Genomic DNA, 21,057 nt, shown 5'->3' on the forward strand with positions numbered 1-21,057 from the left:
GATTGATTGATGAGTAACGGATTAATTATGAAAGCGCTCGGAGGTTTCTACTATGTGGAAACCTCCGAGAAGGTTTTGTATGAATGCCGGGCGCGCGGTGTGTTCCGGAAGGATGGAATCTCGCCCGCAGTCGGGGATCGGGTGAAAATTGAAACAGACGCGCAGGGGAAGGGTGTTGTCACTGAAATCCTGCCGAGGAAGAACTATATTGTCCGTCCCCCGCTGGCGAATCTGGATCGTTTGTTTATTGTTGTCTCCGTCTGTGAGCCGCAGCCCAATTTTCTGGTGATTGACAAATTTATTGCAATGAGCGAGCATAAGGAAATTGAGCCGGTATTAGTTATCACCAAAAGTGACCTGGCGCCTGCGGATGAACTGCGCCGGATTTATGAGAACGCCGGATTTGCGGTCTGCATCGTTAATAATCTGGAAGAGTCCGACTTGGGGGAAGTACGAGAGCTGCTCCGGGGGAAAATTTGTGCCTTTACCGGAAATACCGGAGTGGGAAAATCGAGCTTTCTCAATCGAATTGAGCCAAGCCTGGGGATCAAAACTGCGGACATCAGCCAAAAGCTGGGCCGGGGACGGCATACGACCCGCCATGTAGAGCTCTACCGTTTGGAAGAGCTGGACGCTTATGTCGCGGATACGCCGGGATTCAGTACCATGGATTTGACCCGTTATGATATTATCTTCAAGGACGAGCTACAGTACTGCTTCCGTGAATTTGCGCCCTACCGGGATCATTGCCGGTTTACCGGCTGCTCTCATACAGTGGAAAAGGGATGCGCGGTGCTGGAGGCGTTGGCGGAAGGGAAAATTGAGACTACCCGCCATGAGAGCTACAAGGCGCTGTATGAGGAGGCAAAGCAGATCAAGGAATGGGAGCTGCCGAGGTAGGACTACGAAGGACGTAAAGGAAGATTCGATGAAAACATGTTATATTTTCGGCGCGGCGCCGGTAGAGGATACTGACTGGATTCAGGTTGATGTGAAAAAAGAGGATACCGTCATCTGCGCGGATGGAGGATACCAGCTTGCAAAGCGGATCGGCGTAAAACCAGACTGGCTGGTAGGAGACTTTGACTCCAACCGGGAGGAAGTCGATTTCAGTCAGGTGATCCGGGTAAAGCCGGAAAAGGATGATACCGATCTCTATCTCGCGGTATCCCAGGGGAGAAAGCTTGGCTACACCAGATTTGTCGTCTATGGCGCGCTGGGCGGACGGTTCGACCATTCGATCGCGAATGTCCAGATGATGATGGGCTGTATTCAGGAAGGGATATCGATAACAATCCGCGACGCGCAGAATGAAGTTACGGCAATCAAGGATGGAAGGATTGAAATTCAAAAAGGCGGATTCCATTATTTTTCCCTGTTCTCGCTGACCGAGGAAAGCCGGGGCGTAACCATTGAGGGCGCCGCATACCCGTTAGACCGGGCAACCCTCACAAGCAATTTTCCGCTTGGAGTGAGCAATGAGGTTTGCGGGGAAAAAGCGGTTGTTTCCGTGGAAAATGGGATTTTACTGGTCGTTTTATCCAAAGATTGGAACCAAACGGAAAAAGGCAGCATATGATGCAATAACAGGCACTCACCAAAGGGTGCCTGATTTTTTCGGCTTAGGGGGCGGATAAAGATGCGATGGTCATGGCTTCCGCTGCGTGGAAAAGCTTTGATTGCTGCGGGGATTGTTGCTTTGTTTTTCTATGCGTTCCAGCCTTTGCTGCTGATTTTGTCCGCAATCCTGATTGTCCTTGGTATCCTAACCATATCATAATGCTGAAAGGGAGCGAGCTTGCATGAAGGTTGTTGTATGGAAAAGCCCGAAGTTTTTATCTGGGATTTTGAAAGTGCTGTTTGGAATCAAAAAAGAAAGGATTTAGCCTACATAATATTAGAATAACGGGCAGGCCGAACAACGAGTCTGCCCGTTATTCTCAACAAAAATAGATATGTGAAATTGTATAATTCGCTGGTTGAATGAAACGGATAAATATAGTATACTAATAACAATAATTTAAATACGTTGAAGAGGATCAGTAGGGTGTTGAAAGCCTGCAGAGAGCTGCCGGACGGTGTGAGGCGGCGGCGGAAAATGCCTGAACTCGCCTTGAAGTAGCGCGCTGAACAAGGTTGCCCTTAAGTAGGCTGCGACGGATCCCGGCCGTTACAGCGGGAGGATATAAAGCAGAAATGCTCGTATCTGGTAATGAGTGCATGTCCTGTTGGACGTGAATTAGAGTGGTACCACGGAGGTTTTAGTCTTTCGTCTCTATTGTTAGGGGTGAAAGCTTTTTTTATGCTCTTTTTTAAAAAAAGCTTTCCCAAGAAATGCGGCAAGGCCGAATCAGGAAAGGATGAATCATATGAAAAACTATCAGAAATACAAAAAGCAGTATTTTATGCCGCCTGTGTCCTGTATGAAATGGGCGGAAAAAGAAGCAATTGAAAAGGCGCCGATCTGGTGCAGCGTAGATTTGCGTGACGGCAATCAGTCGCTGATCGTTCCGATGTCCCTGGATGAAAAGGTTGAATTTTTCAAATTCCTGGTCAAAGTCGGGTTTAAAGAAATCGAGGTTGGTTTTCCGGCTGCTTCAGAAACGGAATATAATTTCCTGCGAACGTTGATTGAGCAGGATTTGATCCCGGACGATGTGACAGTGCAGGTGCTGACCCAGTCGCGGGAGCATATCATCAAAAAGACATTCGAATCCCTGAAGGGCGCTAAGAACGCGGTGGTTCATCTGTATAATTCAACCTCTGTTGCCCAGAGGGAACAGGTTTTCCGCAAGTCAAAAGAGGAGATTATCGAGATCGCGGTTTCCGGAGCAAGGCTCTTGAATGAATACACGAAAAATACCGAGGGAAATTTCAAATTTGAATATTCCCCGGAAAGCTTTACCGGGACAGAAATGGAATTTGCCCTGGAAATCTGTAACGCGGTGCTGGATATCTGGCAGCCGACTCCGGACAACAAGGTAATCATCAACCTTCCCGTAACGGTTTCCCATTCCATGCCGCATGTTTACGCCAGCCAGGTGGAATATATGTGTGATAACCTGAAATACCGGGAAAATGTCATTGTATCACTGCATCCGCACAATGACCGCGGATGTGCGGTCGCGGATTCTGAGATGGGGCTGCTTGCAGGCGCAGACCGGATTGAGGGAACGCTCTTTGGAAACGGGGAGCGGACAGGAAATGTCGATATCGTAACGCTGGCGCTGAATATGTTTTCCCAGGGTGTTGACCCGGAACTGGATTTTGAGAATATGCCGGAGGTTGTTGACGTCTATGAACGGATGACCGGGATGAAGGTTTACGATCGCCAGCCCTATGGCGGGAAACTGGTGTTTGCCGCGTTTTCCGGTTCGCATCAGGACGCGATTGCCAAGGGAATGAAATGGCGGGAGGAACAGGACCGCAACCACTGGACAGTACCTTACCTGCCGATCGATCCGCATGATATTGGCCGGGAATATGAAAGCGATGTCATCCGGATTAACAGCCAGTCCGGGAAGGGCGGTATCGGCTACCTGCTGGAGCAGAATTTTGGGTACAGCCTGCCTGCTAAAATGCGGGAGGATTTTGGCTATACGGTCAAGGGCGTATCCGACCATCTCCACAAGGAGTTAAAGCCGGATGAAGTTTACGATATTTTTAAGAAGGAATATGTCAATGTCTCTGCGCCGTATGCTTTAATTGAAAACCATTTTGCCCAGGGAGATGAAATCAGGACAACAGTCACCATATCTGTAAACGGAGAAACAAAGGTTATGGAAGGCGCTGGGAACGGACGCCTGGATGCTGTCAGCAATGCGCTCAAAGAAAATTTAGGGCTGGACTTCACAGTCGAGGTATATACGGAGCACGCGCTGGAGAAGAGCTCCAAATCGCAGGCGGTCGCTTATGTAGGCATTGAGGCGAACGGCAAAATGAGCTGGGGCGCCGGAGTGCATAACGATATTATGGACGCTTCAATTCGGGCGCTGCTGAGCGCGATCAACCGGACGCAGAAATAACCCGGATAACGGCGGAGGAAGGCAAATGAAGTATCAAGAGCTTGCGAAGGAAGCGTTAAAAGCGAGGGAGCATGCATACGCTCCTTATTCGGGGTTTGCAGTCGGCGCGGCTTTGCTGACCAGAAGCGGGAAAACCTATTGGGGCTGTAACATTGAAAATGCTGCGTTTACCCCGTCAAATTGTGCGGAACGGACTGCGTTTTTTGAAGCCGTAAAGCTCGGAGAACGTGATTTTGCGGCAATTGCAGTTGCCGGCGGAAAACAGGAAGAGGTACTTCCGCTCCGGCGCTGTACACCCTGCGGCGTTTGCCTGCAGGTAATGCTGGAATTCTGTGATCCTGATGAGCTTGACGTAATCCTTGTGCGGGATGAAATGGAATACGAAGTCCATAAGCTGCGGGAGCTGGTTCCGTTTGGCTTTGGGAAGAAAAACCTTTCTGAATAAGAAACATCCGGCTTCAACCGAAGCCGGATGTTTTCTATTCTACCATATCATTTTTTCGGAATAAAAGGGAGATGCACCAGATTCCGGCGATGCCGACGATGGTAAAGATAATGCGGCTGATAATGTCGCCCTGTCCTCCAAAAAGCCATCCAACGATATCAAATCCAAAAATTCCGATGCTGCCCCAGTTGAGAGCACCGATAATGACGAGGATTAACGCAATTCTATCGATCATGACAAGACCTCCTGTTAATTAAAATTTGCATAGGATTTGCAAACTTTTCATGAATTATTATTGCCGTTAATTTGCAAGATTATACGTTTTATGATACAATAAATACAATATCTGAGGTTTCAGACACAGTTTTCGCTTTTCCTGCCGGATACCGGAAAAAAGCACGAATGAGTGAAGAAAAGGATGGTCGTATATATGGATAAGACACAGATTGCGGTTGTCACCGTTATCGTCGCGCTGGTGGTGTTGTTTGTCGCCGCCTATTTCGGCGTAAAAAAATTAATTAAGCTGAGAAAGATCCGCGTTGGAAAAAACGGGGAGAAGAAAGTCGGAAAAGAGCTGGAGAAAATTGCGAGAAAGTCCTCCAACAAATTTCGTGTTATCCACGATATTTATCTTCCGCTGTATGATAAGACAACCCAGATTGACCATATTGTCATCGGGAAATTCGGAATGGTAGTTGTGGAAACCAAAGCCATGAACGGCGATATTTATGGAACGGAAAAGGACAATGACTGGGCAAATGTTGTGGACGAGAAGAAAACAAGATTTTATAACCCGCTTTTCCAGAACAAAACCCATGTGGACTGCATCCGGCATATCCTGAAAAAAGAAAATATTTACCGTGTGGACATTGACAGCCTGGTTGTTTTCTCACAGAAAACAGCGATTCTGAATATTCCAAGAAAGCTGCCGGTAATTACCATTAATCTTCTAAAGAAATATTTCAAAAAATCAAGATATAAACAGGATAACCAGGTTAATGTCGAGAAGGTTTACGAAGCGCTGGAGAAAAACCGGGTAACGGACAAAGAACTGATTAAACAGCACAATGCCAATGTAAAGAAGATGGCGAAGGGCAAATATTAAGAAGAGAAAGGGTAAAACGATGGGATTGTTTGGTTTGGACAAAGGGGAAGGACCTTCTCCCAAAAAGATTTTACTGTATTGCGTTGTCATTACAGCAGCCTTGCTGCTGTTGGGTTATTTCTCCACCAAAATGTAGAGTAGAAATTATGCACGGCATTGCGGATTTTTGGAAAAATGAAGCCTTGACTTTGCTGAGGGGCTGTGCTATAATAACAAAAAATAAATAGGCGCTGCCACCGGGTAGCAATGCTGATAGGGCATTCGTTTGCACATCGTTAGGTCTTTGAAGATGTGCAGGACGGATGCTTGTTTTTTTGGAGGTTTTTTATGGCGATTTTTCATTCATTTCGAAATTTGACAAAATTTGAGCGGATTTTATGGCTGGCATCAATCACTGTGATTACCCTTTCCTTCCTCCTAAGCGGAGATTTTCAGGCGCTTACACTGATTGCTTCTTTGATCGGAGTAACCGCTCTGATCTTTGTCGCAAAGGGTGACGTGCTGGGTCAGATACTGACAGTTGTGTTCAGCATCGTTTATGCTGTGATTTCTTGGGAACTGCGGTATTATGGAGAGATGATCACCTATCTCGGCATGACCATGCCGATGGCGATGCTGTCCGTAGTCTCATGGCTGAAAAACCCGTTTGAGGAGAAGAAAAACGAGGTCAAGATTGCGCCGCTTTCAAGGCTTCGGGCTGTGATTATGGTACTTGGCGCCGCCGTTTCAACAGTAGGATTTTATTTTATCCTCAAATACTTCCATAATGCGAGTCTGGTCATCAGTACCATTTCTATTACGACAAGCTTTCTTGCTTCTTACCTAACCTTTTGCCGCAGTGCTTTTTACGCGCTTGCCTATGCCGCGAACGATGTTGTGCTGATTATCCTTTGGGTTCTGGCGGCTGCGGAATCGCTTTCCTATCTGCCGATGGTAATTTGTTTCGCCATGTTTTTCCTGAATGACCTGTATGGCTTTTATAACTGGAGAAAAATGTACAGCAGGCAGCAAAACCGTGCTGCTTCCTAAAATAACAAACTGGGCCGGCGCGAAAATAGTGCCGGCCCAGTTTGTTATTTTAGGATAGAATATGCAAGGTTTTCCCACAGGACGGTGTCGCCCTCCGTAATCTCAATCGGCAGCAGTGCCATTGCAACGGTGTTTTCCACTCCGTCGTCAGTTTTCATGACCGCATAGTCTCCATTGATTTTGACCACATGGTAAACGACTGGCTCCATCAAATCTCCTCCATTTTGATTGCTGAATATTTCTCACGGTTTGCTTGAGCAAATATGCCGTTTTTCTTATTGTATCACAAAATGAAACAGGTGTCATCAGTCAAGAACCTGGATCGGCTTCATGTCCCGGTTTCTCAGGTAAACGGTAAAGGTATCGTTGCAGTCATAGGTGGCGAGCAGGATATCGTCAATCGTCTTTGCCTTGCTCTGGGCAATCTGTTTTTCCAGCCATTTCTCCTCTTTTCCGACTGCTTTCAGATGCTCCTTCATGATTTGCCCGTCCAGAATTAGGTTGACGCAAAGTCCCTCCTTCTGCGGGGTTAGATTAAGGTCTTCCGGTGTTGCGGGGCGCCTGTTCGGATATGGGAGGAAGCTGATTTTGCCGTTGTGCTCCATCACAGCATATTCAATATCCGCGATATCAAAGTAACCGGCATTGCGGCAGTCGCCCAATAGATCATTTAAATCATATTTGACCTTTTTCAGGCTGTCCTCCAGAATTTCCCCGTCTTCAATCAGAACCACTGATGTGCCGGTTATAAACCGGCGGCAGCGGATACTTTTCGTGGTAATCCAGGAAAGAATAATAGAAAGAACGCCATAAACGATCATTGGAACGAGGGTTTTCCAGATATCGGTTTCCAGGTCTGTGGCCATGACGGCGGAAATCGAGCCGATGGAAATACCGATAATATAATCATAAAAGGAAAGCTGTGAAATCTGGCGGTATCCCATGATTTTTGTGATAATAAACAGCGCGGCCGCAGAAAACAGCGAACGGAATAAAATTTCCAGAACATCTGATAATATGTCCATACGATTCACCAAGCCTTGGCGGTGCAAAGGCTCCCTTTCTTCAGGTTTCAAGCTGATTTTGGCGTGACCTCAAGGACAGCGGTGCGGCAAAGCTGGAAGAGCGAATCCTTCAAACAGTATTTTGCTGTGTTCATTCCAAAAGCGGCGGCGCCTTGACATATAAAGCCAGTATTTGATCAGCGTGGATAGAAATAGTATGGCTGTTTTTTCTTTTGTTATGAAAAATTTATTCTATAATAAAAGGGCGGCGGGTGTATTCCTGCCGGCCGGACTGTATTGCTTCACCCAGCGTGGCATACAGGCCGGTCGCGTGCTGCTCAAACAGCGCGTCGGAAAAACCGGATTTTGCAAGCTGCGCGAATTTTGGAGTGATGGGAATTTCGGCAGATTTTCTTACCCGTCCCAGCAAGTCCATTCCGCGGCTGTTGCAGGCAAGAATTCTGGCATACTGGGGGCGCTTTCCTGTTTGTTTGATGCCGAGCAAACAGGTTAATAGCGCGCGGCGCAGCCTGGCATTGGAATAACGCTTGGTAGAGATTGCCTCCAGAAGTGTTTTTGCTGAATTAGCATCCTGCGCAGCATGCAGGATGCGATGTTCCAGTCCCTCTGTAATACCCCGCAGTGTACGAAGATCTTCTGGGCCTGCCCGCCGCAGTGTGCTCAGGAGCAGCCGGGAGTAGGGCTCATCCGACAGGACGGCACGCCCGGCTGTTACTTCTTCATCCAGAATTTCGCGAACTGCTTCTGGGAGAAGGCCGGAGGCCCTGGGAAGTCCTTGAGTACGGATCATCTGCCGGAGGAAGGACGCGCTGGCGAAATGTGAATGAGCAAGCGGGCTGTCGTGCTCAGCCCCAATACGCCGGATGGTGAGCGGCCTAATAGTGGGATTGACAGTCCAAATTGCGCGGAGATATTCGATTCCCAGCATATTGTTCGGCTGGCGGATTATCGGAACCAGCTCCGGGTTTCCTGAATCCGCCACCAAAGCTTCCCGCGCCCGGGGATAAGAAAAACCACTTTTCAGAAGCGCTTTGATTGTTGGATTTTCCTCGGCCGCTTGGCAGGCTGCCGCGGCACGGGACAATAGCTCAATATCCCCGCATTCGCTCCCGAAACAGAGTGTATCGATCCCAAGCTGACTGAGCAGGTAAACAGAAGAAAATGCAAAATCAGCGGCAGGTGCTGTGGCGTAGGGCGTTGGCAGCTCTGCAACCAGATCGGCGCCGCAGAGTACGGCCGCCTTTGCGCGCGACCATTTATCGAGCAGGGCCGGCTCGCCGCGCTGGGTATAATTCCCGCTCATTACGACGGCAATATGGGACGCGCCCAAACGCCTGATTCTTTCAAGCTGATATTGATGTCCATTATGAAACGGATTATATTCTGCAACAATTCCTGCAATCATTGGGCCGCTGCCTCCTGTCATCATCTCTGTCTATATTTTAAAGTTGAAATCTATGAATTGTGCTAAAATTTGTCCGAAATACTTGTTTTTTTAACCTTCATGTATTACTATATAGTATGGTGAAGCATGCTGTCAAGAGAGCGGCCGTATAACTGTTCGGTTGCGGGCGTGCTGTTTTTTAGTTTGGAAAGGAAGTTGTTAAAGGAATGAAAGTACTCGTTATCAATGCAGGAAGCTCTTCATTAAAATATCAACTGATTGATATGACCACAGAAGACGTCATTGCAAAAGGAAACTGCGAACGGATTGGAATCGGCGGTTTGATTACGCATAAGCTGGCGGATGGGACAACCATAAAGGAAGAAGCAGATTTCCCAACCCACACTGAAGCGTTTGAAAAGCTTGTTGAGCTGCTGACTACCGGAGAAAAAGCCGTTGTAGAAAGCCTTTCTGAAATTGCTGCCGTCGGGCACAGAATCGTACAGGGCGGAAAATATTTCTCTGAATCTGTATTGGCAACCGAAGAAGTCATCGACCGGATCGCAAGCATTTCTGACCTTGCCCCGCTGCACAATCCAGCGCATGTTCTGGCTATCCGTGCCTGCCAGAAGGTGTTCCCACAGGGTACGCCGCAGGTTGTGGTTTTTGATACGGCCTTCCATCAGACTATGCCGCCAAAAGCATATATGTATGGACTGCCATATGAATATTATGAAAAATATCAGATTCGGAAATACGGTTTCCACGGAACCTCGCACCGTTTTGTTACCGGTCGTTTGGGCGAGCTGATCGGCGGTGTAGAGGACAAAAAGATTGTGACCTGCCACCTTGGGAACGGTTCTTCCATCGCGGCAGTGGACGGCGGAAAATGCGTAGACACCACCATGGGCTTTACCCCGCTGGACGGCCTGGTTATGGGTACCCGTTCCGGAGCAGTTGACCCGTCGGTTATCCTTTATATTATGAAGCACGAAAATCTGTCCCCGGATCAGATGAACGATGTGCTGAACAAACAGTCTGGCTTCCTTGGGATGTCCGGTGTGACCAGCGATTCCCGCGACCTGATTAAGGCCTCTGAAGAGGGAAGCGACCGCGCGCAGGAAACCATTGATAAATTCCGTTATCAGATCAGGAAGTATATCGGCAGCTATGCCGCCGCGATGGGCGGACTGGATGCCGTGGTGTTTACAGGCGGAATCGGGGAAAACTCGGATGAGCTGCGGCATGATGTCTGTGCTGATATGGGCGTTCTTGGCATTAAACTTGACGAAGAGAAAAATGTGGAGCTGAACCGTCACGAAGGGAAAATTTCTGCTGAAGATTCCAGAGTGCAGGTTTGGATTGTGCCGACTAACGAAGAACTGCTGATCGCAAGAGATACCAAACGGATTGTAGAGTCTAAATAATTTTTATAAAAAACAACAGGAACTTTGTTTCTGTTGTTTTTGGTTTATATAAATTTATTTGTTATCTTGATTTCTTTGTATATTCTGATATAATACGAAAAGGGGATGGCGAAAAAAACGAATTATTTCAATTCATTGCCTCAGAATCTGATGAACAACTCATCGATAGGTTATGGCCTTTAGTATGATACATATTAGGAACGCCGGTCTCAGTTGCTGTGTTAGCAATTTTTATGCTAAAAATAATGGAAATGACGGAGGTAATGGATGATGCAATGTCCCAAATGCAACCAGATGACCCCAGACGACAGTGTTTTCTGTGAACGCTGTGGAGCATCTTTAAAAGAGGAAACACAAGTGTCTCAGGCAGCTTTTACACCTCAGATGATGGAAGCCTCCCTTTATACGGGAGAGTTTGCCCCGTTCGAAGCGGTAAGCGTGAAAACGAAAAAGGCGATTGATAAAAAGATGGTCTTTGTGATTGCCGGGGGTGTTCTCATGGTGATAGCACTGATTGCTGTTACAATTTTATATTTCTCTAATGTAAACAAATTAAATGGAACAATCCAGGAACAGAAGCAGACGATTGAAGATCTCAACGCAGCGATTACAGACAAAAACGGCAGGATCGAGGAATTAGAGGAAGATGTTGCTTATTGGCAGCTGCAGTCAGCTAGTCATGAAATCGGATATGATTTTTTGATAGACAATATCGCCTTTGTGTGCGATGATTATTATTCGGCCTATTATCACAAGTATACCTGCAGCACATTCCAAACTTGCGAATCTTATTGGGCGTATAATATAGAGGCCGCCCGGGGCGATGGTTACCGGCCATGCCCGGATTGCTATTAATAATTGAAAAAGGATGCAGTTTCTCTGCATCCTTTTTATTAGTGTCTTTAGACGGTTGAGTGCCAGCGGCACGAAACAGAAAACCACCCGCTATGCGGGTGGGAAACAAAAGGTTAAACCAAAAAAATCACCTTTCGTGGTACAATAAGATGTTCAAGCTTATTGCAAAAAAAGAAAGGTGATTTTAATGGCAAATAAAACAAACAGTTTATCACACACAAAATGGATGTGTAAGTACCACATAGTGTTCATACCGAAATACCGAAGAAAAGCGATATACGGACAGTATAGAGTGGATTTGCAGAAAATCATAAGAACACTGTGTAAATACAAAGGAGTAGAAATACTGGAAGGAAATATGATGCCTGACCATGTACATCTGCTTTTAAGTATACCACCAAAAATAAGTGTGTCAAGTTTCATGGGATACTTGAAAGGAAAAAGTGCGTTGATGATGTTTGATAAACATGCAAATCTAAAGTATAAGTATGGGAACAGACATTTCTGGGCAGAGGGGTACTATGTAAGTACAGTAGGACTCAATGAGGCAACCATACGGAAATACATAGAGGAACAGGAAAAGCACGATATAGCACTGGATAAATTGAGTGTAAAAGAGTATGAAGACCCTTTTAAGGGTAGCAGGTAGTACGAACGCCCTTTAAGGGGCGGCAAAAGCGGCAAAGGCAATAGGCTTGAACAAAGAGAAAGCCAGCGTCTTTAGGCGCTGGTCGGTATCTGCCCCTTATAGGGGCGAGCAAACCACCCGTTTGACGGGTGGTTATGATTTGGGCTTCTTTTTGTAAATCCAAGGTAAAATATTCTTGAAGGAAACGTTGCAGGGAAAAGGAGAATTCGGCAGAATTTGCAAGAAAAGCGATCAAAATTTAGGATTTTACCTTTGCGGCGAAAAGTTGCATTTCGGGCTGGGATTGCTTATAATAATGCTGAGGGATTTTAAGATTGACTCGGTTAGGAGAAGAAGAGAGATGCGAAAGACAAAGATTATCTGTACAATGGGGCCTGCCAACGACGACGAGCAGGTGCTGAGAAAGCTGATGCTGGAGGGAATGGATGCGGCACGGTTTAACTTTTCTCATGCAGACCATGCTTCCCACAAGAAAAAGTTCGATATGATAGTTAAGCTCAGGAAAGAGCTCAATCTTCCGATTGCCACTATTTTGGATACCAAAGGCCCGGAAATTCGGATTGGCACCTTTGAGGACGGAAAGGTAGAACTGAAAAAGGGGAATATATTTACCCTGACAACCCGCAAGGTGGCTGGTACGGAGAATATTGTCAGCATCACCTACCAGGATCTTCCGAAGGATATTGTGCCGGGTGCGGTTGTGCTGCTGGATGACGGTCTGATAGAGCTTCAGGTTGTAACGGTAACGGACACGGATATTACCTGTAAAATTATGAACAGCGGTTCCCTTTCTAACAGCAAGGGAATCAATGTCCCAGGGACAAGGCTAAGCATGCCATTTATCAGTGAACGGGACCGGTCTGATATCATTTTTGGCATTGAAACCGGATTTGACTATATTGCCGCCTCCTTTACCCGCAGTGCGGAGGATGTTTTGGAGGTTCGCAAAATATTAGAGGAATATCATTGCCATCATATTAATATTATTGCAAAGATAGAGAATGCAGAAGGGGTTCAGAATATTGATGAAATCATCCGGGTAGCGGATGGAATCATGGTGGCCCGCGGCGATATGGGAGTAGAAATCCCGATGGAGGATGTCCCCGTGCTGCAAAAGATGATCATCAAAAAAGCCTATATGGCGGGCAAACAGGTTGTGACAGCAACCCAGATGCTCGATTCCATGATGAAAAATCCGCGCCCGACCAGAGCAGAAGCAACGGATGTTGCCAACGCCATTTACGATGGAACAAGCGTCATCATGCTGTCCGGGGAAACTGCGGCGGGGCAGTACCCGGTGGAGGCGCTCAAAACCATGGTTCGGATTGCGGTATCGGCAGAAGAGGACATCGATTATATCAAACGGTTTAACCTGTTAACCGGCGTCGGCGGGGTGGACGTTACCAATGCGATCTCCCATGCTACCTGCACCACAGCGCATGATTTGGGCGCGGCTGCAATTGTAACTGTAACAAAATCCGGCAAAACCGCCCGGATGATCTCCAAGTTCCGTCCGAAATACCCGATTATCGGCTGTACTACACAGGAGGTTGTCTGGCGGCAGTTAAACCTGTCCTGGGGTGTAAAGCCGCTGTTGGTGGAAGAAAAAAGTATGGCGGATGAATTGTTTGACCATGCGGTTGATACGGCGGAAAAAGCCGGTTATCTCCAGAGCGGGGATCTGGTGGTTATTACTGCGGGAGTTCCGCTTGGCATCTCCGGTACTACCAATATGATGAAGGTTCATGTCGTAGGCCATATCCTGGTCTCCGGGCAGGGAATTACCAGCCAGCAGGTGACTGCGCGTCTCTGTGTCTGCCGGGATGAGCAGGAAGCGGCAGCACAGTTTAAGGATGGGGATATTTTGGTAATTCCGAAAACCTCTAACCAGCTCATGCCGCTGCTCAGAAACGCTGCCGGAATTATCACCGAAGAAGGGGGAACCAATTCTCATGCAGCCATTGCCGGTATGGCGATGGATCTGCCGGTCATAGTCGGCGCGCGGGACGCAACCAAAATCTTGAAAACCGGCGCTGTGGTAAAGATGGAGGCAGAAAAGGGAACGGTTAGCTGTAACCATGAGTCATGAGATTGAACTGCTTGTAAAAGAAGCATTAAAACGTCTTTCCGAGCCGGGATACCGGGAGTTTTCGCAGGGACTGATTCCTGGCGGATTGCCGCTTATCGGAGTCCGGCTGCCCGCTTTGCGGAGGCTCGCCAAGGAGGTGGCGGTGCGCTCGGACTGGCAGAGTTATCTGACTGATTGTCCGGAGCAGTATTTTGAAGAAACCATGCTGAAAGGGATGGTTATTGGAAAGGCAAACCTCTCTTTAGAGGAGCGGCTGTCCTGGATAGCTTGGTTTGTTCCCAAAATTGACAACTGGTCGGTCTGTGACAGCTTTTGCGCCGGGCTAAAGCCGGTGCAGAAGGATAGGGAACAGGTATGGGGATTTTTGCAGCCCTACCTTGTATCTGAGAAGGAGTTTGAGGCCCGGTTTGGAGCGGTGATGCTGCTTGATCATTACATTGTCCCGGAATGGATTGACCGGGTGCTTGCGGCATTGTCCGGGGTGAAACAGCCGGGGTATTATGTAAAGATGGCGGTCGGATGGGCGCTGTCGGTCTGTTATGTCAAATTCCCGAATCAGACGTTTCCCTATCTGACCGGGAATGAAATTGATCCGGAAACACGGAAAAAAGCGCTGCAGAAGATTACAGAGTCCCGCCGGATAAGCGGGGAGCAGAGGGAACTGATCCGCCGGATGAGGCGGGAGATTTCCTGACAGGAGGAATCAGCATGGATACCCTTCGGGTGGAAGCAAAGGGTGTGCGGATGATCGCGCACCGGGGACTGAGCGGAATTGAGACGGAAAATACCGCCGCGGCCTTCATCGCTGCGGCGAACCGCAGCTATTTCGGAATAGAAACTGACGTGCACAAAACAGCGGACGGGAACTATGTCGTGATCCACGACGATACGACCGGCAGGGTGGCGGAGAGGAACATTCCGGTTGAAGGCACTGCGCTGGCTGAACTGCGGAGACTGGCGCTGATAGACCGGGACGGCTCTACCCGGATTGATCTCAGGATTCCGACCTTGCAGGAATACCTGTCAATCTGCAGGAGATACCGAAAGGTTGGGGTGCTGGAATTCAAAAACAAATTTTCATCCGGTGAAATAGCGGAAATTTTGCAGATTATCCGAGAGGTATATGACCTGCAAAAAATGCTGTTCATTTCCTTTTCACTTTCCAACCTGTTAGAATTACGCCGGATTTTTCCGCAGGCTCGTGCAGAATATTTGGTTTCCGAGTGGGATGACCAGCTTTTGGAGCTTCTCCCTGCCCAACGGCTTGGCTTGGATATTGACTACCGTGTGCTTAACCGGGAGCTTGTAAAAAGGATTAAGCAAAAGGGAATCCTGCTGAATGCCTGGACCTGTGACGACACGGCGGATGCAAAGAAATTGATCCAATGGGGCGTTGATCAGATCACTACAAACATACTTGAATAAAACGGGGACGGATTTTTATTAATCCGTCCCCGCTATTTCACGTTTAGGCTCCAGCCCTCGTCGTTATGGTAAATCATCTGTGTTGTCATCCCGCCGTCCACGATCATGCTCTGCCCGGTGATAAAGGAAGCCTGATCGCTACACAAAAACAGGACAGCCTGCGCGATATCCTGCGGATTCCCAACCCGCCCTGCCGGATGCTGGAGCTGATCGGCAGGCTCATAGCAATCAAGCCGATGCCCGGAGTGGTATAGCCCGGTGTCAATCCAGCCGGGGTTTACGGCATTGACCCGAACCCTCCCCGCAAGGCTGACACTCAGCGCGTGGGTGAGGGAGGAAATCCCTCCCTTTGCCGCTGTATAGCTTTCTGTGTCCCGCTGGGACATCTGGGCACGGGTAGATGAAATATTGACAATGGAGGCTCCGTCTGCAAATAAATCAGAAAAAAGCAGGCTCAGATAGTAGGGCGCAGCGACACCGACTTTTTGGACATAGAGGAAGTCCTCATAGCTGCACCTGGAACAGATCCCTTTTTTGGACAGACAGGCGTTGTTTACCAGGAAGTCCACTTTTCCGAACCGTTCCCTGACCTGTGAGGCGAATCCTTCCAAAACAAGTTGTTCCGCCACATCGCCGGCGAAAAACAGAACCTTGCCGGGATAGGCTTCCGCAAGTTCACGTCCTCTCACCTCATCCGTATCGATCACAGCAGCAAAAGCGTCCCGTTCCAGGAAATTCTGTGCAATGCATCGCCCAATTCCGTTGGCGCCTCCTGTGACTACGCAAATCTTGCCGGTAAATTCCATCATGCTTTTCCTCCTCTTTGCTTTATTTTAACACGAAGGGTCTGTTTGTGCAATCCAGGTGAAATAGGTTGGTTGTTTTGACGAGAAAACAAATCAAAATTTATGCAACTATACAAATATATGTATAATTATAAATTATTTCTGCGAATATATTGCATAATTATTCGTTTTGTGTATAATATAGTTATAGAACAAAAGAAACAAATCACCGGAGTAAAGGAGTGTCAGGTATGAATAAAAAAGCATTGTTGTTGGGAAACAAATATCAGTCAATCGAAGTTGCGGAGCAGTTAATCGAAGAAGGGTATGACCTGTATGCTGAAAGCACGACGGCACTCTTTTTGAATCAAAATATGATTCCGACAAGCTCGTTCTTCAATAAAGGGTTTTTCCAATTTGACTATGTTGTGCAGGTCTGATTGTCCTGTTCCCAAAAGCCGCCGGTTTCCCGGCGGCTTTTTTATTAGTGTCTTTAGACGGTTGAGTGCCAGCGGCACGAAACAGAAAACCACCCGCTATGCGGGTGGGAAACAAAAGGTTAAACCAAAAAAATCACCTTTCGTGGTACAATAAGATGTTCAAGCTTATTGCAAAAAAAGAAAGGTGATTTTAATGGCAAATAAAACAAACAGTTTATCACACACAAAATGGATGTGTAAGTACCACATAGTGTTCATACCGAAATACCGAAGAAAAGCGATATACGGACAGTATAGAGTGGATTTGCAGAAAATCATAAGAACACTGTGTAAATACAAAGGAGTAGAAATACTGGAAGGAAATATGATGCCTGACCATGTACATCTGCTTTTAAGTATACCACCAAAAATAAGTGTGTCAAGTTTCATGGGATACTTGAAAGGAAAAAGTGCGTTGATGATGTTTGATAAACATGCAAATCTAAAGTATAAGTATGGGAACAGACATTTCTGGGCAGAGGGGTACTATGTAAGTACAGTAGGACTCAATGAGGCAACCATACGGAAATACATAGAGGAACAGGAAAAGCACGATATAGCACTGGATAAATTGAGTGTAAAAGAGTATGAAGACCCTTTTAAGGGTAGCAGGTAGTACGAACGCCCTTTAAGGGGCGGCAAAAGCGGCAAAGGCAATAGGCTTGAACAAAGAGAAAGCCAGCGTCTTTAGGCGCTGGTCGGTATCTGCCCCTTATAGGGGCGAGCAAACCACCCGTTTGACGGGTGGTTATGATTTCTATCTTGATTCTGAAAAGGAAGTGAGATATACTGAAAATAAGCAAAAAGGAGAAGAAAAACAGATGAACCAGACGATTGGGATTTTAGCGCATGTTGACGCGGGGAAAACTACCTTTGCGGAACAGCTTTTATATCATACGGGCAGTATTCGGAGGTTTGGCCGCGTCGACCATCAGGATACCTTTTTGGATACCCACCGGATCGAAAGGCAGAGGGGAATTACTATTTTTTCCGGACAGGCTGTTTTCTCCGCGGGAGGAAAATCCTTTGACCTGCTGGATACGCCGGGACATGCTGATTTTTCAGCGGAAATGGAGCGTGCGGTGCAGGTGATGGACTATGCAGTCTTGATTGTAAGCTGTGTGGAGGGTGTGCAGGGTCATACGGAAACCGTCTGGCGGATTCTTGCCCAACATTGTGTTCCGGTTTTTTTCTTTCTAAACAAAACCGACCGGGAGGGAGCCGACCCCAGCCGAGTGCTCGATGAAATCCGCCGCAGACTGACAAAAGACGCAGTCTGTTTTGACGGAATTGCGGACGGGAAACTGCCGGATCTTGCCGTAGAAGCGGTGGCAGAACGGGATGACCGGCTTCTGGAGTACTATCTGGAAAACGGTTACCAGCCCGAGGAATGGGATAAGGCCGCCGTCCGGTTGATCAGAGAACGGAAGCTGTTTCCCTGCCTGAGCGGCTCGGCGCTTCAGGATCAGGGAATTGATCTGTTTTTAGAATGCCTTGTACGGTGGACGGAAACAGCTTATGATGCGTCAGCACCCTTCTGCGCTGATGTTTATAGGGTGCGGTATGACGAAAAAAAGATCCGCAGGACCTATCTGAAAATTCGGAGCGGAACATTGAGAGCAAAGGACGAGATTGCGGTTCGCGGCGGAGAAGGGACCTGCTTTGAAAAGGTGAATGAGTTGCGGGTGTGCCACGGTGACAAGGCTCAGCCTGCGGCCGAAGTGGGAGCGGGCGCTCTGTGTGTTGTGAGCGGGCTCAGCCTTCCGAAATGCGGAGACCGGATTGGAAGCGAGTTTTCCTCCGCTTATTTTGAGATGAAGCCGATGCTGACTGCCCGGGTGGTCTTTGACGAAGGGACATATCATCCGCGCGCTGTTCTTGAACAGCTTCGTATTCTGGAGGAAGAGGATCCGATGCTGCAGGTGGCGTGGGATGAAGAACTGCAGGAGATCAGTCTGCGCGTGATGGGCGAAATCCAGCTTGAAATACTCAAAGCATTGATTGCAGAACGGTTTTCCCTGGATATCCGTTTCGGGGAATGCCGGATCTTATATCAGGAAACTTTGGAGGAACCGGTAATCGGATGCGGGCATTTTGAACCGCTGCGGCATTATGCAGAGGTGCATCTCCGGCTGGAACCAAACAAACGGGGAGAAGGGATCCGTTTTGCCTCCGAATGCTCCCAGGATGTGCTGGACGGAAACTTTCAAAACCTAATCCGCACCCATGTGTTCGAAAAGATACATCGGGGCGTGCTGACGGGCGCGCCGCTTACCGACATAAAGATCACTCTCCTGACCGGGCGGGCGCATTTGAAGCATACCGAGGGCGGCGATTTTCGGGAAGCGACCTACCGCGCGATCCGGCAGGGCCTCCGCAAAGGGAAAAGCGTTCTCCTGGAACCGTATTACCGGTTTACGATTGACGCGCCGGATCACTGCGTGGGAAGATTGATTGCAGACATCCAGCGCTTTTCCGGGAGCTTTGACCCGCCGAGGCTTGACGGGCATACTGTCCGGCTGACTGGGCGTGCTCCGGTTTCAGAGCTGCGGGGATACCAGAGGGAGCTGATCTCCCTGACAGGCGGTTCCGGCAGCCTGAACCTTACTTTTGACGGATATGAGCCCTGCCATAACCAGCAGGAAGCGATAGAGCAGGCTGGGTATGACCCGGATCATGATGCAGCCAATACAGCCGATTCTGTTTTTTGTTCTCACGGTGCAGGATATCCCGTAAGATGGCAGGAAGCAGACGGCTATATGCATTGTAAATAGAAAATGAGGTGAAGAAAATGAAAGACTATTTTTCTCTGATCTGCGACCGGCAGAGCTGCCGGGACTATGCTGACAGGCCGATTGAAAAGGAAATCCTTTTCAAATGTGTCGAAGCGGCGGGACTGGCTCCCTCCGCAAGGAACTGCCAGCCCTGGCGGTTTACTATTGTAAACCGTCCCGATCTCTGCAAAAGGATTGCAGCCTGTGCTCAGGAAGAAGGCTTCAACCAATTTACCGACCATTGCCCTGCCTTCATTGTCGTACAGCCTGAGATTGGCAGCGCTACGGCTGAGAAGTGGCACCGCTTTGATTTGGGACTGGCTGTGATGCAGCTTTGCCTGGCAGCGGAGGACTTGGGTGCGGCGACCTGTATCATGGGTTCCATTGGTGAGGAGCACCTGGTTAAGACGTTGGGGTTGTCTCCCGATGCGCCGCCTGTTGTGGTGGTGGCAATCGGTTATGCCGCGACGCCGGAGCATAGGCCGAAAATCAGGAAGCAGGCCGGGGATTACGTGACGTATTTGGGATAACAGGAGGTTTCAACAATGAAAAAATTTGTTCAGGAATTTAAAGAATTTGCATTGCGCGGCAATGTGATGGATTTGGCAGTCGGTGTTATCATCGGTGCCGCTTTTCAAGCAATCGTTCAGTCGTTGGTCAACGATATCCTTTCTCCGCTTTTGGGACTGTTCGGCAGTACGGCTCTGCAGGATAAAGCAATTAATGTCCTTGGCGTGGATCTGAAATACGGGGCCTTTATTACAGCGGTAATCAACTTTGTGATTATGGCATTGCTGATCTTCCTTCTGGTAAAGGGAATGAATAAGCTTGCCGGTCTTGGCAAGAGAAAAGAGGAAGAAGCGCCTGCCGCTCCGGTGACAAAGGCTTGCCCATATTGCTGCAGTGAGATCCCGATCGAAGCGACCCGCTGCCCGCACTGTACTTCTGTATTAGAAGCGGAAGCAGCAGACGAAACATAACACGAGAAAGGAGCGCATGAATCATGCGTTCCTTTCTCTGTATATTTCCTTTTCTGACGGAGAAAATAAGAAAAACGACTGGAAAGGAATGGACTATAACATGGATGAAACGACGAAATTGTTTCAGTTTATTTATGAAAATGCAACGATGGGGAAAGACACAATCAAGCATTTGCTGACTGTGACAGAGGAGAAAAAAATGGAGGATTTGCTGACAGATCAGCTATCCGCTTATGGAGAAATCAGCGATCAGGCAAGAAGAGAATTGGAAAAGAGAAATGCCAAGGCCGAAAAGGTAGGGCCTCTGACCAAGATGTCCTCTGACATTATGATTGACTTTAATCTGATTAAAGACCGTTCTTCCTCTCATCTTGCCGAGATGATGACGCAGGGGAGCACGATGGGGATTGTTGAGATTACAAAGCAGCTCAGGCAATGCCCGCATGCAGATACCCAGGCGCATAAGCTGGGCAACCGTCTTTTGAAGATGGAAGAGACAAAAATTGAGGATTTGAAAGCATATCTCTGATGGGAATGATAAAATTAGGAGAGACGCTGCGGAATATCCGCAGCGTCCCTCC

25 protein-coding genes and 1 other annotated feature are annotated in these 21,057 nt (G+C 48.0%); of the genes, 20 read left to right on the forward strand and 5 right to left on the reverse strand.

Going from position 1 to position 21,057, the window contains the following annotated elements:
- Positions 1-9 precede the first annotated feature (9 nt).
- The 6 genes from rsgA (at position 10) to cdd (ending at position 4,470) form a co-directional block, all read left to right on the forward strand.
- Complete coding sequence (gene rsgA, locus CZ360_RS07455; protein WP_077533529.1) at positions 10-900, forward strand: ribosome small subunit-dependent GTPase A; 891 nt, start codon at positions 10-12, stop codon at positions 898-900.
- 28 nt (positions 901-928) lie between these two features.
- Positions 929-1,579 (forward strand): thiamine diphosphokinase, encoded by a 651-nt coding sequence (locus tag CZ360_RS07460; RefSeq protein WP_159438170.1) that lies wholly within the window; start codon positions 929-931, stop codon positions 1,577-1,579.
- Between the two features lie 60 nt (positions 1,580-1,639).
- The gene (locus tag CZ360_RS14045) at positions 1,640-1,780 is read left to right on the forward strand and encodes a hypothetical protein (RefSeq protein WP_159438172.1); all 141 of its coding nucleotides are present in this window, start codon (positions 1,640-1,642) and stop codon (positions 1,778-1,780) included.
- A gap of 22 nt (positions 1,781-1,802) precedes the next feature.
- A complete protein-coding gene (spoVM, locus tag CZ360_RS14360) occupies positions 1,803-1,886 on the forward strand; it encodes a stage V sporulation protein SpoVM (RefSeq protein ID WP_143530206.1) in 84 nt (27 codons plus the stop codon).
- A gap of 134 nt (positions 1,887-2,020) precedes the next feature.
- Positions 2,021-2,280, forward strand: a binding site (T-box leader).
- 89 nt (positions 2,281-2,369) lie between these two features.
- Entirely contained in the window at positions 2,370-4,025 is a 1,656-nt protein-coding gene (locus CZ360_RS07465; protein ID WP_143530184.1) for a 2-isopropylmalate synthase, read from the forward strand.
- A gap of 25 nt (positions 4,026-4,050) precedes the next feature.
- A complete protein-coding gene (gene cdd / locus CZ360_RS07470; RefSeq protein WP_077533532.1) occupies positions 4,051-4,470 on the forward strand; it encodes a cytidine deaminase in 420 nt (139 codons plus the stop codon).
- 34 nt (positions 4,471-4,504) lie between these two features.
- Here the strand turns inward: cdd and CZ360_RS07475 are convergent, their stop codons facing one another.
- Entirely contained in the window at positions 4,505-4,705 is a 201-nt protein-coding gene (locus CZ360_RS07475) for a DUF378 domain-containing protein (protein ID WP_077533533.1), read from the reverse strand.
- Positions 4,706-4,900: 195 nt separating this feature from the next.
- On the opposite strand from CZ360_RS07475, the gene CZ360_RS07480 reads away from it, so the two are divergent.
- Positions 4,901-5,575 carry a nuclease-related domain-containing protein gene (locus CZ360_RS07480; protein WP_159438173.1) on the forward strand — a complete coding sequence of 225 codons (675 nt, stop codon included), beginning with the start codon at positions 4,901-4,903 and terminating at the stop codon, positions 5,573-5,575.
- A gap of 327 nt (positions 5,576-5,902) precedes the next feature.
- Complete coding sequence (pnuC, locus tag CZ360_RS07485) at positions 5,903-6,604, forward strand: nicotinamide riboside transporter PnuC (protein ID WP_077533535.1); 702 nt, start codon at positions 5,903-5,905, stop codon at positions 6,602-6,604.
- A gap of 44 nt (positions 6,605-6,648) precedes the next feature.
- Here the strand turns inward: pnuC and CZ360_RS14160 are convergent, their stop codons facing one another.
- The 3 genes from CZ360_RS14160 to CZ360_RS07495 all read right to left on the reverse strand — a co-directional run bounded on the left by CZ360_RS14160 (position 6,649) and on the right by CZ360_RS07495 (position 9,034).
- Positions 6,649-6,813, reverse strand: coding sequence for a hypothetical protein (locus CZ360_RS14160; RefSeq protein ID WP_162841208.1), 165 nt, complete (start codon positions 6,811-6,813; stop codon positions 6,649-6,651).
- Positions 6,814-6,909: 96 nt separating this feature from the next.
- Complete coding sequence (locus CZ360_RS07490) at positions 6,910-7,629, reverse strand: DUF421 domain-containing protein (protein WP_077533536.1); 720 nt, start codon at positions 7,627-7,629, stop codon at positions 6,910-6,912.
- A gap of 226 nt (positions 7,630-7,855) precedes the next feature.
- Positions 7,856-9,034 carry a tRNA(Met) cytidine acetate ligase gene (locus tag CZ360_RS07495; protein WP_159438175.1) on the reverse strand — a complete coding sequence of 393 codons (1,179 nt, stop codon included), beginning with the start codon at positions 9,032-9,034 and terminating at the stop codon, positions 7,856-7,858.
- Between the two features lie 206 nt (positions 9,035-9,240).
- Here CZ360_RS07495 and CZ360_RS07500 point away from each other — a divergent pair, with 206 nt between their 5' ends.
- From CZ360_RS07500 to CZ360_RS07525, 6 genes are all read left to right on the forward strand, one after another.
- On the forward strand, positions 9,241-10,440 hold the full coding sequence (locus CZ360_RS07500; RefSeq protein WP_077533538.1) for an acetate/propionate family kinase: 1,200 nt from the start codon (positions 9,241-9,243) through the stop codon (positions 10,438-10,440).
- A gap of 267 nt (positions 10,441-10,707) precedes the next feature.
- Positions 10,708-11,295 (forward strand): zinc-ribbon domain-containing protein, encoded by a 588-nt coding sequence (locus CZ360_RS07505; protein WP_143530186.1) that lies wholly within the window; start codon positions 10,708-10,710, stop codon positions 11,293-11,295.
- 187 nt (positions 11,296-11,482) lie between these two features.
- Entirely contained in the window at positions 11,483-11,944 is a 462-nt protein-coding gene (gene tnpA / locus CZ360_RS07510) for an IS200/IS605 family transposase (protein ID WP_077532218.1), read from the forward strand.
- 340 nt (positions 11,945-12,284) lie between these two features.
- Positions 12,285-14,033, forward strand: a complete 1,749-nt coding sequence (pyk, locus tag CZ360_RS07515) for a pyruvate kinase (RefSeq protein WP_077533795.1) — start codon at positions 12,285-12,287, stop codon at positions 14,031-14,033.
- Between the two features lies 1 nt (position 14,034).
- Entirely contained in the window at positions 14,035-14,727 is a 693-nt protein-coding gene (locus CZ360_RS07520) for a DNA alkylation repair protein (protein WP_077533796.1), read from the forward strand.
- A gap of 14 nt (positions 14,728-14,741) precedes the next feature.
- Entirely contained in the window at positions 14,742-15,458 is a 717-nt protein-coding gene (locus CZ360_RS07525; RefSeq protein ID WP_077533540.1) for a glycerophosphodiester phosphodiesterase family protein, read from the forward strand.
- A 32-nt stretch (positions 15,459-15,490) separates the two neighbouring features.
- Here the strand turns inward: CZ360_RS07525 and CZ360_RS07530 are convergent, their stop codons facing one another.
- Complete coding sequence (locus CZ360_RS07530; protein ID WP_205411110.1) at positions 15,491-16,267, reverse strand: SDR family oxidoreductase; 777 nt, start codon at positions 16,265-16,267, stop codon at positions 15,491-15,493.
- Between the two features lie 227 nt (positions 16,268-16,494).
- On the opposite strand from CZ360_RS07530, the gene CZ360_RS07535 reads away from it, so the two are divergent.
- From CZ360_RS07535 to CZ360_RS07560, 6 genes are all read left to right on the forward strand, one after another.
- Entirely contained in the window at positions 16,495-16,683 is a 189-nt protein-coding gene (locus CZ360_RS07535; RefSeq protein WP_077533541.1) for a hypothetical protein, read from the forward strand.
- A 193-nt stretch (positions 16,684-16,876) separates the two neighbouring features.
- Entirely contained in the window at positions 16,877-17,338 is a 462-nt protein-coding gene (tnpA, locus tag CZ360_RS07540; RefSeq protein ID WP_077532218.1) for an IS200/IS605 family transposase, read from the forward strand.
- Between the two features lie 205 nt (positions 17,339-17,543).
- Positions 17,544-19,496 (forward strand): GTP-binding protein, encoded by a 1,953-nt coding sequence (locus tag CZ360_RS07545; RefSeq protein WP_077533798.1) that lies wholly within the window; start codon positions 17,544-17,546, stop codon positions 19,494-19,496.
- 17 nt (positions 19,497-19,513) lie between these two features.
- Entirely contained in the window at positions 19,514-20,026 is a 513-nt protein-coding gene (locus CZ360_RS07550) for a nitroreductase family protein (RefSeq protein WP_077533542.1), read from the forward strand.
- 15 nt (positions 20,027-20,041) lie between these two features.
- The gene (mscL, locus tag CZ360_RS07555) at positions 20,042-20,476 is read left to right on the forward strand and encodes a large conductance mechanosensitive channel protein MscL (RefSeq protein ID WP_077533543.1); all 435 of its coding nucleotides are present in this window, start codon (positions 20,042-20,044) and stop codon (positions 20,474-20,476) included.
- Positions 20,477-20,492: 16 nt separating this feature from the next.
- Complete coding sequence (locus CZ360_RS07560) at positions 20,493-21,005, forward strand: hypothetical protein (RefSeq protein WP_077533544.1); 513 nt, start codon at positions 20,493-20,495, stop codon at positions 21,003-21,005.
- The last annotated feature ends 52 nt before the right edge of the window (positions 21,006-21,057 follow it).

The organism is Massiliimalia massiliensis, assembly GCF_900155615.1.
GTDB classification, from domain to species: Bacteria; Bacillota; Clostridia; order Oscillospirales; family Ruminococcaceae; genus Massiliimalia; species Massiliimalia massiliensis.

Bases quoted from the DNA above. Each gene is read 5' to 3' on its own strand.
- CZ360_RS07465 (WP_143530184.1), top strand. From the start codon at position 2,370: ATGAAAAACTATCAGAAATACAAAAAGCAGTATTTTATGCCGCCTGTG.
- CZ360_RS07545 (WP_077533798.1), top strand. From the start codon at position 17,544: ATGAACCAGACGATTGGGATTTTAGCGCATGTTGACGCGGGGAAAACT.
- CZ360_RS07475 (WP_077533533.1), bottom strand. From the start codon at position 4,705: ATGATCGATAGAATTGCGTTAATCCTCGTCATTATCGGTGCTCTCAAC.
- CZ360_RS07490 (WP_077533536.1), bottom strand. From the start codon at position 7,629: ATGGACATATTATCAGATGTTCTGGAAATTTTATTCCGTTCGCTGTTT.
- CZ360_RS07505 (WP_143530186.1), top strand. From the start codon at position 10,708: ATGATGCAATGTCCCAAATGCAACCAGATGACCCCAGACGACAGTGTT.
- CZ360_RS14045 (WP_159438172.1), top strand. From the start codon at position 1,640: ATGCGATGGTCATGGCTTCCGCTGCGTGGAAAAGCTTTGATTGCTGCG.
- CZ360_RS07495 (WP_159438175.1), bottom strand. From the start codon at position 9,034: ATGATTGCAGGAATTGTTGCAGAATATAATCCGTTTCATAATGGACAT.
- CZ360_RS07500 (WP_077533538.1), top strand. From the start codon at position 9,241: ATGAAAGTACTCGTTATCAATGCAGGAAGCTCTTCATTAAAATATCAA.
- CZ360_RS07480 (WP_159438173.1), top strand. From the start codon at position 4,901: ATGGATAAGACACAGATTGCGGTTGTCACCGTTATCGTCGCGCTGGTG.
- tnpA (WP_077532218.1), top strand. From the start codon at position 11,483: ATGGCAAATAAAACAAACAGTTTATCACACACAAAATGGATGTGTAAG.
- spoVM (WP_143530206.1), top strand. From the start codon at position 1,803: ATGAAGGTTGTTGTATGGAAAAGCCCGAAGTTTTTATCTGGGATTTTG.
- tnpA (WP_077532218.1), top strand. From the start codon at position 16,877: ATGGCAAATAAAACAAACAGTTTATCACACACAAAATGGATGTGTAAG.
- CZ360_RS07530 (WP_205411110.1), bottom strand. From the start codon at position 16,267: ATGATGGAATTTACCGGCAAGATTTGCGTAGTCACAGGAGGCGCCAAC.
- CZ360_RS07550 (WP_077533542.1), top strand. From the start codon at position 19,514: ATGAAAGACTATTTTTCTCTGATCTGCGACCGGCAGAGCTGCCGGGAC.
- CZ360_RS07460 (WP_159438170.1), top strand. From the start codon at position 929: ATGAAAACATGTTATATTTTCGGCGCGGCGCCGGTAGAGGATACTGAC.
- CZ360_RS07525 (WP_077533540.1), top strand. From the start codon at position 14,742: ATGGATACCCTTCGGGTGGAAGCAAAGGGTGTGCGGATGATCGCGCAC.
- pnuC (WP_077533535.1), top strand. From the start codon at position 5,903: ATGGCGATTTTTCATTCATTTCGAAATTTGACAAAATTTGAGCGGATT.
- mscL (WP_077533543.1), top strand. From the start codon at position 20,042: ATGAAAAAATTTGTTCAGGAATTTAAAGAATTTGCATTGCGCGGCAAT.
- rsgA (WP_077533529.1), top strand. From the start codon at position 10: ATGAGTAACGGATTAATTATGAAAGCGCTCGGAGGTTTCTACTATGTG.
- pyk (WP_077533795.1), top strand. From the start codon at position 12,285: ATGCGAAAGACAAAGATTATCTGTACAATGGGGCCTGCCAACGACGAC.
- CZ360_RS07535 (WP_077533541.1), top strand. From the start codon at position 16,495: ATGAATAAAAAAGCATTGTTGTTGGGAAACAAATATCAGTCAATCGAA.
- CZ360_RS14160 (WP_162841208.1), bottom strand. From the start codon at position 6,813: ATGGAGCCAGTCGTTTACCATGTGGTCAAAATCAATGGAGACTATGCG.
- cdd (WP_077533532.1), top strand. From the start codon at position 4,051: ATGAAGTATCAAGAGCTTGCGAAGGAAGCGTTAAAAGCGAGGGAGCAT.
- CZ360_RS07560 (WP_077533544.1), top strand. From the start codon at position 20,493: ATGAATCATGCGTTCCTTTCTCTGTATATTTCCTTTTCTGACGGAGAA.